11 protein-coding genes are annotated in these 14,830 nt (G+C 34.2%); all 11 read left to right on the top strand.

From position 1 onward, the window contains the following. Positions 1-78 precede the first annotated feature (78 nt). The 11 genes from SM9_RS05690 to SM9_RS05640 all read left to right on the top strand — a co-directional run bounded on the left by SM9_RS05690 (position 79) and on the right by SM9_RS05640 (position 14,723). Positions 79-894 (top strand): hypothetical protein, encoded by an 816-nt coding sequence (locus tag SM9_RS05690; RefSeq protein WP_058739219.1) that lies wholly within the window; start codon positions 79-81, stop codon positions 892-894. A gap of 45 nt (positions 895-939) precedes the next feature. Then, the gene (locus tag SM9_RS05685; protein ID WP_058739218.1) at positions 940-1,647 is read left to right on the top strand and encodes a CPBP family intramembrane glutamic endopeptidase; all 708 of its coding nucleotides are present in this window, start codon (positions 940-942) and stop codon (positions 1,645-1,647) included. Positions 1,648-1,657: 10 nt separating this feature from the next. Further along, positions 1,658-2,215 carry a hypothetical protein gene (locus SM9_RS05680; protein WP_058739217.1) on the top strand — a complete coding sequence of 186 codons (558 nt, stop codon included), beginning with the start codon at positions 1,658-1,660 and terminating at the stop codon, positions 2,213-2,215. Positions 2,216-2,405: 190 nt separating this feature from the next. Further along, positions 2,406-2,750 (top strand): hypothetical protein, encoded by a 345-nt coding sequence (locus SM9_RS05675; protein ID WP_198144326.1) that lies wholly within the window; start codon positions 2,406-2,408, stop codon positions 2,748-2,750. Positions 2,751-2,993: 243 nt separating this feature from the next. Next, positions 2,994-3,530: a hypothetical protein gene (locus SM9_RS05670; RefSeq protein ID WP_058739215.1), complete on the top strand. Its 537-nt coding sequence runs from the start codon at positions 2,994-2,996 to the stop codon at positions 3,528-3,530. A 9-nt stretch (positions 3,531-3,539) separates the two neighbouring features. Further along, complete coding sequence (locus SM9_RS05665; RefSeq protein WP_058739214.1) at positions 3,540-7,742, top strand: Ig-like domain repeat protein; 4,203 nt, start codon at positions 3,540-3,542, stop codon at positions 7,740-7,742. Positions 7,743-7,944: 202 nt separating this feature from the next. Next, positions 7,945-8,436: a hypothetical protein gene (locus SM9_RS05660; RefSeq protein ID WP_058739213.1), complete on the top strand. Its 492-nt coding sequence runs from the start codon at positions 7,945-7,947 to the stop codon at positions 8,434-8,436. Next, positions 8,433-9,257 (top strand): toll/interleukin-1 receptor domain-containing protein, encoded by an 825-nt coding sequence (locus tag SM9_RS05655; protein WP_058739212.1) that lies wholly within the window; start codon positions 8,433-8,435, stop codon positions 9,255-9,257. The genes SM9_RS05660 and SM9_RS05655 overlap by 4 nt, the downstream gene beginning before the upstream one ends. A 9-nt stretch (positions 9,258-9,266) precedes the next feature. Continuing rightward, complete coding sequence (locus SM9_RS05650; RefSeq protein WP_058739211.1) at positions 9,267-10,127, top strand: toll/interleukin-1 receptor domain-containing protein; 861 nt, start codon at positions 9,267-9,269, stop codon at positions 10,125-10,127. A gap of 129 nt (positions 10,128-10,256) precedes the next feature. Beyond that, positions 10,257-11,315 (top strand): DUF11 domain-containing protein, encoded by a 1,059-nt coding sequence (locus SM9_RS05645; protein WP_058739210.1) that lies wholly within the window; start codon positions 10,257-10,259, stop codon positions 11,313-11,315. A gap of 249 nt (positions 11,316-11,564) precedes the next feature. After that, a complete protein-coding gene (locus SM9_RS05640; protein WP_058739209.1) occupies positions 11,565-14,723 on the top strand; it encodes an Ig-like domain-containing protein in 3,159 nt (1,052 codons plus the stop codon). Positions 14,724-14,830 lie beyond the last annotated feature (107 nt).

Raw genomic sequence — 14,830 nt, 5'->3', positions numbered from 1 at the left:
AACCTTTATATACTATGAAATTATATTATTAATTGTGTACACAAATTTGAAAATTGTAAACTTTTAGGAGAGTTACATATGGATGATAAAGATACAAAAGAATTCAGATTTGGAAACGAAAAATTCGGAGGATCATACAAGCCTGGCGAATTTGAATTGAAATTCCCTAACGAACTTTCAAGTGAGGAATTTGAAAACATGTTTAAGGAACGCCTTGAATCACTTCACAAAATCGGACGTGAATTCATACCATTCAAAGATGAAATCAAGGATGAACTCAAATCCAAAAAGGCTAAATTGAAACCGTTTAGCATTCGCGTAAAACCTCGCACAAAAGCATTCTTCAAAAGCAGCTCCATATTGAGCCCACGCGAAGTTCTGGAAATTTATGAAAACTACACAAACGGATCCGAAGCTTTCATCGATTCTTTGGTTGAAGATGAAAAAAAATTGGAACAGCAATTAGCAGAAATCCAGGAAAAACTACACAACGCAAGATTATTCAAAGAAAAACTCAACAACCTTGACATTAACAACAGCAAACAATCAGACGACGAAATCATTTCATCATTAAGCGAAGAATACGAAAACTCACAAATCAAGGCTGTCAGCACAACCGAAGAGATAATAGCTGACATTGAACTCTACAATACCCAAAAAATCATTGTCGACGACTGTGAAACAATCAAAGTCGTTGCTGCAAATGACGTTATTCCTGTAATATACTTCATTTCATGCGCCAGCAGTGAGGATGAGCCAGTAAAGGTATTGTCTGAAATCAAGCAGTACTGCAGCGATGAGGAAATTGAATTTGTAGAAAACAACAGCCCTAGAACAAGCATTGCTGTTGAAGACGATGAAACTGAAGAAAATAGCGAAGACGGTGAAGAATAGCTTCACCATAAACTTTTTTTTATTTGATTTTCATATTACTAACTAATGAACAACGAATATTTCCAGTTAGAAAATAAGGACTATGACATTCCCTTCTACAGGCAAAACCCAAAACTCACATCAGGACAGCTGGCGGCACTGATTATATCGGCAGTTTTAACATTTGCCATTTCATTTTTAGACACAACCCAACTTTTAAAGGCAATACTCTTTTTAATAGTACCTACATCTACAGTATATTATGCATTGAATGGAAATATGTCTGAAATATTCAGAATGCCTGAAAGAAAAGACATATTATATATCTTAATATTCCTGATAATTTTTTTCATATTGTCAATCATGTCAAATGCCGTTCTTAAGGAATTGGCGATTCCGATACCTAGACATTCACCCCTTGACTCATCTCCTGTGATAATGATAATAGCTGTCATCATACAGCTTGTGGGCGAGGAACTATACAAGTTCATACTGCTTGTGCTTCCCATGATATTTCTATACAGAAGAATCGGGCGCAGGGTATCATTAATTATCGGAATAATACTTTCACAGCTTGTATTTTCCTTAAGCCATGCCCATGCATACTCATTCAACATCCCATACATACTTCTTGCAATAGGCATTCCTTCAGTAACATTTCCGCTGCTTTATTTAAGGACAAAAAACATAACTGTTACATACATAGCCCATCTGATATGGGATTTCATAGGCATTATTGTAATGGCTCTTTCAGCCGGAATGTTCATCATCTGAGGTGATTATCATGAAAAGGATTATTGTAATATTATTTGTTCTTCTTATTTTTATTCCTGCATCAAGTGCTGGAAACGTTACAATCAAGGGAATAAACTTTGAAATACCTGACCAGTTTGACCACGGAACCCAAAAGGATACATCATATGTATATCAAAGCGGCTTCAAGTTCCGTATTCTTGCACTGGACTCATACAAGAACCTGAGATTCAACTACGGATCTGACATGGAAGGCGCAAAGTCATATGAGCAGACAAGCATTGCAGGCCACGACGCTGTTGTGATACACAATGAATACAAATCCTCTCCATACACGACAGTTTACTTTGCCACAGCAGACAAGATATTTCTTGTGTGCTTTAATGACACATATGTCAATTCAGAGATTACGGATATGATATCCAAAACTCCTTTGCAGAATTCATCATCCTCCACATTCTACGGAGCGCTTGATGAGGCTCTGGCCGACTATCAAGTTCAGCTTGAGCAGGAAAAAAGAGACTATGATTCATATCAGAGCTCCAAAAGCAACCAGCCGACAAACAGGTTTTTCTTTTTCAGGTTCTGATTTGTTGTCAAATGCTCTCTTGGACTTTCAATTTATATAGTCACTGACATATCCATAGTCATGACAGGCGAAGAAATATTTGATGAATACAAGAATAGAATAATAATGCCTTTGATGGAATCAGATTGCGTTTTGACCTCCCTTTTATATGAAGGAAGTGTTGAAAATCATTGATTCCTATTTAACTTTTTTGCTGAGCTCAAACCCCTCACCAGATTTAAAAATAACATTGCGCCTATTAGTTAACGAACTTAAAAAACTAAACTATCCTAAAGTCGAACTTGTAGACATCATATCTATACGAATTATATTGGATTATATTCTCTCGGATGTTCATTTGATTAGAATCTATGCTCCATTAATTAAAAGAGGATTTTTGCTGATAAGTGATATTTTAGGTGACGGACTTTACGTTAAAATAGAGCCTAAAATAATAGCCTTCGAATACGAATTTTATCAAAATATATGCCCTGACAGAAGGCAGTTTGAAAACAGGCTGTCTGAAGAAATCCGTGACCTGCTTTTGAAAAAATAATAAAAGAGTCTTGCATAAATAAAATGCTTTACTTGACTTTTATATCACAATCAACAAAAATGATAGTATATGTGGGGGCATTATGAACACCATTCATAGTTATTATTTGGAAAAAGAAGTATTAAAAAAGCATTTGCCAAAAATAAGATATCCTAATCCAAGCAAACCCCACACATATGTACCACAGATTACCATCCCCTATTATATAAAAAACTCTTTTTTTAAAAGCAAAACGGTGATAATATGAATATCAAAAAGATATTAGCAATATTCATTGTTGCTTTGGCGATAATCAGCTGTTTGAATATGGCCAGCGCGGGCTGGTTTGATTCTAATGACAACGCAAAAGCTGAAGCTCAAAAGACAACAGTGAAACTTGGAAATATAACTGATTCATCATACACTGTTGATGAAAGCTTTGTCCAGCAGGCCGGAAACAAGCTTACCATCAACAGGGAAGATGGCTCAGCAAGCCCTGCTGCAGGATCAAAAGTGGATGCCAACATTACATACTCTGTAAGCATTGACATATCCTCTCTAAACGATACTGCCAAAAAGGCTTTGAAAGATGAATTTAATTCCGGAACTCATTCAGTTGATTTTAAGGTGGACAATAAAACATATACTGTTACCGGAGCCACATTTTCAATTGATGGAAACACCTTAACTATAAAAGGATCTTCTCAAATGCCTAATGTAATGAGCGGCCAGTACAAATCAGACTCAACGATTACGGGATGCAAATTCTCAGGAAACACAACAGAATACGAAACGGGATAAGGTGATATTATGAAGAAAATATTAATGGTCTGTTTATTATTGTTCGTCATATCAATAGGTTGCGTATCAGCCAGCGATGTTGATTCCGATGTAATATCTCTAAATGCAACTGATGATGGTGCAATAAGTGCCGGTGCAGGAACATTCAGTGAACTTCAAAACAAGATCAATAGTGCCGGTCAGGGAAGCACTATTAACCTAGATAAGGATTATACATATAACGATGGATTTGACACTTCAGGAATCCAAATCAGCAAGGCTTTGACAATAAACGGTAATGACTATACGATTGATGGAAAAGGATTATCAAGAATATTTGATATCGAAGCATCAAATGTCAATCTGAAAGGTTTAACATTGATTAATGGATATTGTGAAGATGACAAGGGCGGAGCAATACTCTGGAATGGAGACTCAGGCAGCATTGTGGAGAGTACTCTTGAATATAATGCTGCTCTTGCAGGAGGAGCAATATACTGGAATGGAACAAACGGTGAAGTGGACCACTGTACATTCAACCGTAACAATGCAACTGAAGAGTACGGTTACGGTGGAGCAATATTGATAGATGGTGAATGTTTATCCATTACAGCATCAGATTTCTACAAAAATTATGCTCTTGATGAAGGTGACGGTGGTGCTCTTTCAGTAGATGCTGAAGGTGTTACTGTTGATTCATGTAATTTCGAGAGGAATTATGCAAACAATGCTGGTGGAGCAATCTACTGGTCAGGCGATGATGGACTTTTGACTGCATGCACATTCCTTCATGACTATGCTAACCTTGGAGGAGCTATTGTCCACACAGGATTTGATAGCATAGTATCTGAAAGCAGCTTTGAAGAGTGCTATGCACTTGAAGGTGGAGCAATAAGTATTAACTACTGTAATTTGAGAATACCTGACTGTATTTTTAATGACAATTATGCAGAATACAGAGGAGGTGCTATAAAAATGGATTCATATGGTGCTGCAAGTGTAATCAATTCCATATTCACAAACAATCGTGTAACCAAATCAACCGGAAGCAATCATGGAGGTGCAATTTATTCAGTCAGTGAAGAAGGAATTGAAGTTATAAATTCATATTTTGAAAACAATGAAGTTCCATATCTCGGAGCTGCAATCTATCTGGACAATGATGGTGCAGATGTCATAGAAAACTGTACATTTAAAAACAATACTGGAAATTATGGTGCAATAAATGCAGAAAATACCAATGTTACTGTCAAAGATTCTATATTTTTAGATAACTATGGGAAATATGGTGCTGCTGATGTGATAATGAACAGTGATGACAGTTCCATAGCTAACTGTGATTTTAAAAACAGTTATGGTGATGGAAATGGCGGTTCCATTAATTGGGCTGGAAATAATGGGCAACTAAGCGATTCAACATTTACAAACTGCATAGCAGCAGGATTAAGTAGTGCAGGTGCAGTTTACTGGAGTGGAAACAACGGTAAAATATCCAAATCAGAATTTAAAAACAATAAGGCATTTGACAGTGGTGCTATCAGATTATATGGGGATGATGTGACTGTAGAAGATTCCAAATTCATAAACAACACCGTATCATTGAATGGTGGTGCAATAGATATTGATGGAATAAATGATAAAATAATAAACTGTCAATTTGATAAAAACAGTGCACTTAATGGTGGAGCAATAAAGGTAAGCGGTAATAAAGCAACTGTTGAAAAGTCAACATTCACAGAAAATAATGCAGCAAATGGTGGAGCAATAAACTGGGGTGGAGATGACGGCAGTCTGGTCAGTTCCAATTTTGCCAAAAACACTGCTACAGATATAGGAGGTGCACTTTACTGGTTTGGTAATGACGGTACCATCAAATATGATGTCTTTGAAAACAATAAGACTAAACTCCACAATGATATTGCAATTGAAGGAAACAATGTTGTAGTAATTCCGCTATCCATTAAAATAGATGCACCAGATGTTACTAAAAACTATGGCGGATCTGAAAGCCTTCAAATTACACTGACTGAAAACAGCAAGCCAATAGCTAATGCAAATGTGCTAATCAACATCAATAAGGGAAATTATACAAAAACTACTGATTCATCAGGTAAGACTTCACTTGCCATAAACCTAAACAGCGGCACATATAATGCAGTCATTTCATATAAAGAAGTTTCAACCACATCCAAGATTACAGTCAATAAGTTAAGTACTTCTTTAAAATTAACCGCTTCACAGTCAGCTGACAGGACAGCTACATTAACAGCAAGCGTCACTCCGTCTGCTGCAGCAGGTTCAGTTGTATTCAACATAAACAACAAGGACTACACTGCAACCATAAGCAACGGAAAGGCTGCAGTAACTGTCAAAGACCTAGACTATAAAACATATGACGTTAAAGCTACATATGCAGGAAGCACAAACTATAAGTCTTCACAGGCATCTGCTAAAGTAACTTTAGAAGAAAAGAAACTTATAATTGATGCACCGGACATTACCAAGTATTATGGAGGATCTGAAAGGTTTAATGTAAAGGTCACTGACAGTGCAGGAAATTCTCTTGCAAATAAACAGGTTAGCATTAATATAAACGGTCAGACATATACAAAAACCACAGACAGTAGCGGAAAGACCAGCATGGGAATTAATTTGAACAGTGGTAATTATCCGGTAACTGTTGAATGTGATGGAGTAAAAGTACAGTCCAAAGTAACTGTCAAATCAACAGTCAGCGGAAATGACATTACTAAAATGTATAAAAACGATACCCAGTATTATGCGACTTTCGTTGACACTCAGGGCAATCTTTTGAAAAACACAAATGTCAAATTTAACATCAACGGAGTATTCTACGAAAGGACAACAAACGATCAGGGTAGCGCAAAGATGAACATCAATTTGAACCCTAAAAAGTATGTGATTACTGCAACAAACCCTTCATCAGGCGAGCGGTATACTAACGTTGTCACCGTAAATAGTCTATTTACGGAAAACTATGATTTGACAAAATACTATAGGAATGCATCCGCATATTCACTAAGGCTATTGGGTGCAGACGGTAAACCTGTAAAGGCAGGCCAAAGTGTAGTGTTCAACATCAACGGAGTATTCTATACAAGAAACTCAAACGATGACGGATATGTAAAAATGAACATTAACCTTCAGCCTGGAACATACATCATCACTGCCGAATACAATGGTCTAAGGGCATCAAACACTATCAAGGTCCTGAATGTATTAACCGGTAAGGATGTGAACATGGAATATAAGGATGGCACAAAATATGAGGCAAAACTGCTTGACGGTCAGGGAAAACCTTATGCAGGCCAAAGTATCAAATTAAACATCAATGGAGTATTCTATGATCGAGTAACTGATGCAGATGGAATAGCCAGATTGAATATTAACCTTCAGCCTGGAACATACATCATTACAGCTTCATACAACGGATTGAATGCAGCAAACAAGATTGTCATCAGATCTTCCAGCATGATTACCCACAAGTCATACGGATTTACTGTTGAAGTTCCAAAAGATGCTAAATGTGAAGATGCTTTTGTAGTTAATACAGGTTCATGTATAGTTAGATATTCAAACGGACAATATGTTCATATAAGTGAACATTCAGATACCTATCAAAGTAATGTTGGATTCTATATGAACTATGGCGGTTATTTAAATACAGGATCATATGGAAACTGGATAATCCTAAACAAAGCATCCGCATCTTCCACTAATGAAGCATATGTGTTGATATGCAATTCAAATCCAGTATATACTGTTTCATCAAATGACCTGTCCATTGCAAAACAGATTGCAGGATCATTGAAAAGAGTTCCTGGATGTGTTCCGGATAATGCAGACAGCGGCAAAAGCGGTGAAATTGACGAAGATATGGTTGAATATGACTGCGGACACTTTCATGTAGTGCTTCCGGAATCCGCCACAATTGAATTAATAAAGGATGAGGGAAACGCTGCAGTATTTGAGGTGACATATGATGGAAACACATATCAGATAACTGAAGATTCTACCTTTTCAAAAAATTCATACCTAAATATAATTACAAGTAATGGCGGAAGCATCATAGACACATATGGAGGATGGACCTTGGCAACAATCAATTCCCAGGCATACTTTGCATATTGTGAAAACAGCGGAATCACATTTGGCGTAATGGGCAATCAAAGGGATATCGTTGAATCCATAGCTAGTTCAATGACCTTTTAAAAAAATATTTAAAAATCCTCTAAAATTTTAGAGGATTATTTTTTTTAATCTTTTTTTTGATTAAATAATTTACTTTACAACACTTTTATAATATGGATAAATAAATGATATTAATTAAGTAAATTATTTATATAATTTATAACAAAAATACAAATTAAGTAAATTTTTTTCAAGAAAAATTTATGGCAAAATGGGTGTTTATATGAATAAAAAAATTGAATATCTGATTATAATAACATCTATTATTCTTCTGATTTATGGATCATACTCGTTCATGGATTATAAATACATGGAAAAGGAAAGAAATGTTACAGATTCAATCACAATGTATTATCCTTCGAGTTCTGGATATGAAATCAATGGAAATACGGTTGAATTTAGAAACTCAATGTATGATTTTTACAATATGGATGTTAGTAGGCTGAATTCATCAGATTCAAAGCTGACAAACCTTTTGAATCATTTTGCCAATGTTAATCAGGGAACTGTTGACTATAAAAACGAGAGCTGTTACCTGCTTACAATGGAATTTGGTGATGATAAGGGATTCAAGTATCATTCAATAATCATTCCTGTGGATTCGTTCGACAAGGACAAACTATCCTTTAAAAATCAAACAACAGTTTATCTCTTTGATGGAAATAACAGAGAATTTGTTTTAGATACTGCATTCAACAGCAAGGTGGTATTATGAGTCTGGATAACTACAAGCATGATGTTTTTATAAGCTATTCCACAAAAGACAGTGATGTGGCCAATAAGATATGTTATGTTCTGGAGCAGAACAATCTAAAATGCTGGATAGCTCCCCGTGATATCGCTTCAGGCAAAATCTATATTGATGAGATTGCAGCAGCCATAAAATCCACAAGAATCGTTGTTTTAATATATTCAAAAGATTCCCAGAATTCAAAATATGTTGACAATGAAATCAATATGGCATTTTCCAACAACAAACCTATCCTTTCATTCAACATTGATGATACTCTGCCTAAGGAAAACATGGAATACTATCTGAAGGTAACGCAATGGCTTAATGCACATCCAAATCCTGAAGATGAATTCGAAACACTGATTATTGACGCATTGAAATTATGTAATGAAAATAGTGATGTTTCAATCATCATAGACTTCTCAGACTATAAGCAAGATGACTTGTCCAGTCACAAAAAGGATTACATATCCCTCATACTGCTTTTCACTCCACTTTACTGGTTTTCAATTATCTATATGGGAATTGTTTCAAGCAAAAAGCTATGGGCATTGATGGGAGTAATATATTTGATTCCGACATTAATTTGTTTGCTGATTTATTTCCAGATCTTTGGACAACTGTTCCTTTACTATCCAATGTTTATTCTATTTGCATTGCTCTTTTTCATATTCTGGGCAATGTGTATAATATACGGACTTGTAATTAGAAATGAATTTTTAACCAGAAAGTCAGTTTTAAGATTTGCATCATCAAATGAGGAAATCTTTGACTATCTTTATGATGAATATTCACAAATTTGAGGCTATATTATGGTGCATGATGCTTATATATGTTATGATGAAAAAGACCAGCAGATAAGCGAAGCAATATGTGATGTATTCGAGCAGAACAATATCAGAACATGGATTAAGTCAAGGGATTTTTCTTCGGATGACCCTGTAGATAATATTACCAATGCAATATCAGATTCCAAATGTTTTATTCTTATTTATTCAAAGAATTCAAAGGATACAAACTATGTGATAACTGAAGTGGATATAGCATTTTCAAGAGACATTCCCATCCTGATATTCAGCATTGACGATATAAGGATAGGCAAGAATCTCCAGTTCATTTTGGATAGAAAAAAGATGATATACTCATTTCCAGATACTAAACATCAGCTGGAAATCCTTATAAAAGACACATCAGAATTTGTAAAAAAACCAATAAATAAAATTAAAACCAATTCAAAGTCACTTAGTGTACTTGAAAAGGTAAATCCAAAAAGAAAAGAAAACATTGCAAAGAAATATCTAAAGATTGCAGTTCCAGTAGCTGTCATATTGATTCTGGTATATCTTTTTGCAGTTCTTCCGATGGGGCAGAACAGTTCCGAAGACGGCATATTTTCCATGAACATCACTGGTGTCGATGCAAGCGGAAGCAGATATGTTGTTCATGGAGAATCTCTAAACATGCCTGCCAATCCGGAAAAATACTTCATGAACATTAAATTTTTCGATGCAAATGAAAATATGCTTTTTGAAGTAAATTCTACAGCTGATGAATTTAAATCAGGGGTGATATGTGACTGTGATGTTCACACTAATAATATTACACATATTGAATTTAAACTGATGGACATAAACAATAAACTGCTTTCAAATCAAAGTTATACAATTAAATAAGTGTTTTTAATCATATTTTAGATATGGTAAAAAACAAAAAGTTTATAACAGTAAAATTTAAGATTAATAAGTATTATTTATGGATATTTATTATATTCATGAATTTAGTACAATAATTAGGTAAAATCTATGAAATTAAGATATTTAATATTGGTAGTAACCATAGGAGTAATGTTTTCTCTTGGATGCGTTGCAGCCAGTGAAAATATAACTTCAGATGCATCGTCCGTGGATGATGCTCCATCAGCTATCGGTAATAATATTGATATGATTAGTGAAGATTTAACTGACAAAAACACTGAGTTATATGCCGAAAACACATCCGGCAGCAGTGCCGCTTTGTCTGTTGACGTGAGCGTTAAAAGCTCATTTGTAAAAAATAGCTTTAATCGTGCAGGATCTGAAGTTCCATGGACTATTTCTGTCACGGCAAATGGAGGGGCTCTTCATAACATCAAGGCAAATGAAACGTTTTCCTCAAATTTAATATATCTATCACATAATGCAACAGTTGGAGAATATAATCCAATAACTGGAATTTGGAGTATTGGTGAATTGAAAAGTTATGAAAATGCATCCTTAGTGATACTGACAAGACTAAAAACTGATGGTACATTCAAGCTCACATCCTATGTATCTGCAGATTCAAATGATGCATATTTATCAAATTTCATCACTACATCCATCAAAAGCGGTTCATCAAAAGTAACATCCAACGTTACAAAAACAAGTGATGATAAAAAAGGGCCGCAGCATAATAGCCATTATGCTAGTGAAAACACAGATTCTGATATAAGGCAAGTTGAAGATGAAAAGCCTGCAGTTGAAAGTTCTGATGATGAATCATCAGGCATTGAAACAAAATCAAAATCAGACATGAAATCACAGCTGATTTCATCAGATGATTTGGATTCACTTCCTAGTGATGATGCAAGTCCATTAGACACAATAGCCAAAACAACTGATTCTGTTGCCCGTGAAATTTCAAGCACTTTTGAATCAATAGGCAATTCAATATTGGACATATTCAACCCGTCTTCAGGTTCTGATGATTCAGATTCCAATTCATCAGGCTCTCCAATAAAAGCTATATCAGCCCATAACTATGCAATCATTCCAGTTTTAATCTTTGCAGTATTCCTGATTATATTATTGCCTATGGCTGTTTATAATAAAATCAAATCCTAATTTTTTATTTTTTTATTTCAACTTTTTTTTAAAATCAACCCTCTTCTTGATGAAATAAAATGCTTTATTTGAGTTTTATACTTTTAAATACAAAAATAATATCGTTGAATAGCGGGGTTTTATGAATATTTATTGTTTAGCAAGAAAATTTAGTTTGTTCATACATAGATTGAAGTATCTCTTCCTTGCTAATTTAACTGACACAATTCTAAATGATTCATTTTTAAAAATGAATAAAGTGGGGATAAAATGAAAAAACGATTTTTAATAATTTTATTGTTTGTATTTATTATCTCTCTGTCCTGTGTATCAGCAGTAGAAGATGTAAATCAGACAATTTATGATGATACTAACGATTTGGTTAGTGGTGAAGATACTTTAAGCGTATCTTTAAGTGAAGATGAATTAAGTGCAAAGGATGATGGAACTTTCACTGCATTGCAGGAAAAGATTAATAATGCAGGTGCAGGTTCAACAATCTATCTGGAAAATGATTATAAATATGATCAAGGTTTTAGCAGTGACGGTATTGTAATTAATCATAAAATAACTATTGACGGTAATGGCCATACAATTGATGCATTGGGTAAATCAAGAGTTTTTGATATTCACGCCTATTTGGAATTGAAAAATATAAATTTTATTAATGGTTATAATGATGTTTCTTCTTTTTTATATGCTGGAAAATATGGTTCATATCAAACATCACCAACTATTAACATTGATTCCTGTAATTTTTCTGATTCGACTGGCGGTCCGGCTATTGTGTTTGGGGGTGAAATGGAAGTATATAATTCTAATTTTAACAATAATAATGGTGCAATAAGAGGTAGCTGTACACATCTAACCGTGAAGGATTCTAAGTTTTCAAATAATTATGCTGATGATGGGGCGGCTATTTATTATTACCCGTGGGTTACATCAGGTAAGCTTAACATAGAAAACTGTATGTTTACAGATAATGTTGCAAGTAATCTTGGCGGTGCAGTTTATGCGAGTTATGGATTATCAAGCAATATCAAAAATTCCACTTTCATCCGAAATCAGGCTAAAAATGGGGGTGCAGTCTATTCGCCGAATTACATAAATATTATACAATCCAATTTTTTCAATAATCTCGCTAAAGAGGGAGGGGCAATAGAGTTATATAAAGGTAATGTTTTAAATTCATTTTTCATGTTTAACACTGCTGAAAAAGGAGGTGCAATTTCTGCCAGTAACTCTTTGATTGATTCCTGTGATTTTAATAATAATGATGCAGATATTGGCGGTGCAATTTATACCGCTGAGCCTAAAATCACTTCAAATAACTGGTTAACCGCAATATATAATTGTAATTTTAAAGATAATGCTGTTTCTCAAAGCGGTGCTTCCATAGCTGCTTTAGGTGCTACAAATGTTTATAATTGTAAATTCAGCCAAAATGTTAATCATGAATGCATATATTATAAAACACATGAAAACAAAAACAAATTAAATATATCCGATAATAAAATAGATTCCGATTATACTTATGATATATATTATAATTCAACGAATTCATTTGATTTTAAGACATTTTTAGTTTTTGAAAATGAAACTGTCGCTCCAAAAGATGCCGTTACTATCTGTAAATTATATGATAAAGACGGTAATGCTATCCGCATATTCAACAATAAGATTTATGAATCCGGTTATGATATTAAGGCAATATTGACTAATGTTGATGATTCTTCAATCAGATATGAATGCAGTTTGGGATACTTTGATGAAGGTACTGGCGGATATAGGCTTAGGTGTGATTTTAAGGAAGGCGTTTATAAAGTCACCGGTTACTTATCCAGTAAATTCACTGACAATTGTGATGTGATTGACGGATATCTGACTGTTGGCGGTTCTGTTTTGAATGTTCCTGATGTTACTAAAGATTATGGTGGTCCTGAGAGGTTGGAAATTACTTTAACTGAATCTGGTTCTCCTGTTGCCAATGTTAATGTTAATATTAACATTAATGGTGTTGACTATTCTAGGACTACTGACAGTAAAGGTAAGGCTTCAATGGCAATTAATCTGCCTGTAGGTACTTATGATGTTATAGTAACTTATAAGGATATTTCCACTTCTGCAAAAGTTACTGTTAATCCATTAAATACTAAAACTACTTTAGTTTATAATAAAAATTCTCACAATAGTGTTACTTTAACAGCTACTATTTCTCCGGCTACTGTGGGAGGTAAAGTTACTTTTATTGTTAATGGTAAAGAGTATTCTGCTGCGGTTAGTGGTGCAAAGGCAACTTACACTTTAAACAATTTGGCTGTGGGGTCTTACGAAGCTAAAGCCACCTACAGTGGTGATATTAACCATAAATCATCTTCTTCCACTTCAGTCAAGTTCACAGTTGAGGATGTTAAAATTGAAGTTTCTGCACCTGACTTAACCAAGTACTATAATGGTCCTGAAAGATTTGTTGTTACTGTTAAGGAAGATTATAAAGCAGTTGTCGGTAAGAATGTGACTATTAATCTTAATGGCAGGTCTTATATCAGAACAACTGACAGTGATGGTCAGGCTTCAATGGCAATTAACTTAAACAGTGGAAAATACAAAATAACAACAGAATATGGTGGAATTAAAGTATATTCTACTGTTACTGTAAAAGATACTGTTATTTCAAATGACTTCACTAAAATTTTTAGAAACGACACACAATATTATGCTACATTTATTGATTCTCAAGGAAATCTGTTAAAGAACACTCAAGTCAAATTAAACATCAATGGTGTCTACTACACCAGAACCACCAACGATCAGGGTATTGCAAAAATGAACATTAATTTAAACCCTGGAACTTATGTTTTAACTGCAACTAATCCTGCATCAGGCGAACAGCATACAACAAGAATTACTGTCTTGCCATCAATTGTGGAAAACCATGATTTAACTAAATTCTACAAAAATGAATCAAAATACACTCTTAGAATATTGGGTGGTAATGGAAAACCTGTTGGTGAGGGAGTTACTGTTAAATTAAATATTAATGGAGTGTTCTATGAGAGAAAGACAAATGCTTCTGGATATATGAACATGAACATTAACTTGAATCCTGGAACATATATAATAACTGCGGAATATAATGGACTTATGGCGTCAAATACCGTTAAAGTATTGCCAATTCTTTCAGCAAAAGATGTTAACATGAAATATCGTGATGGAACCAAGTTTGAATTAAAACTATTGGATGGTAAAGGAAAACCATTTGCAGAACAAATAATAACTTTCAATATCAATGGTGTGTTCTATAATAGAATAACTGATAGTAATGGTATTGCGCGCCTGAATATTAATTTAATGGCAGGGGAATACATAATTACTTCAATGTATTCTAATGGTGCTGCATTAGCAAACAAAGTAACAATATCAAGTTGAGGAAAAAAATTCCTTAACTTCTTTTTTTGAATAAAGTTAATGATTTATATAAATTATATATAATGATTAATAAAATTATATAATATATATAAATATTTTTCTAAAAA

This window comes from Methanobrevibacter millerae, from assembly GCF_001477655.1.
Taxonomy (GTDB): Archaea; Methanobacteriota; Methanobacteria; order Methanobacteriales; family Methanobacteriaceae; genus Methanocatella; species Methanocatella millerae_A.
Note: the sequence above shows the minus strand (reverse complement) of the source record. Positions and strands in the feature narration are given on the sequence as shown.

What these genes read in the sequence shown, in the direction of transcription:
- SM9_RS05690 (WP_058739219.1), top strand. Translation starts at nt 79, where the DNA reads ATGGATGATAAAGATACAAAAGAATTCAGATTTGGAAACGAAAAATTC.
- SM9_RS05685 (WP_058739218.1), top strand. Translation starts at nt 940, where the DNA reads ATGAACAACGAATATTTCCAGTTAGAAAATAAGGACTATGACATTCCC.
- SM9_RS05680 (WP_058739217.1), top strand. Translation starts at nt 1,658, where the DNA reads ATGAAAAGGATTATTGTAATATTATTTGTTCTTCTTATTTTTATTCCT.
- SM9_RS05670 (WP_058739215.1), top strand. Translation starts at nt 2,994, where the DNA reads ATGAATATCAAAAAGATATTAGCAATATTCATTGTTGCTTTGGCGATA.
- SM9_RS05665 (WP_058739214.1), top strand. Translation starts at nt 3,540, where the DNA reads ATGAAGAAAATATTAATGGTCTGTTTATTATTGTTCGTCATATCAATA.
- SM9_RS05660 (WP_058739213.1), top strand. Translation starts at nt 7,945, where the DNA reads ATGAATAAAAAAATTGAATATCTGATTATAATAACATCTATTATTCTT.
- SM9_RS05655 (WP_058739212.1), top strand. Translation starts at nt 8,433, where the DNA reads ATGAGTCTGGATAACTACAAGCATGATGTTTTTATAAGCTATTCCACA.
- SM9_RS05650 (WP_058739211.1), top strand. Translation starts at nt 9,267, where the DNA reads ATGGTGCATGATGCTTATATATGTTATGATGAAAAAGACCAGCAGATA.
- SM9_RS05645 (WP_058739210.1), top strand. Translation starts at nt 10,257, where the DNA reads ATGAAATTAAGATATTTAATATTGGTAGTAACCATAGGAGTAATGTTT.
- SM9_RS05640 (WP_058739209.1), top strand. Translation starts at nt 11,565, where the DNA reads ATGAAAAAACGATTTTTAATAATTTTATTGTTTGTATTTATTATCTCT.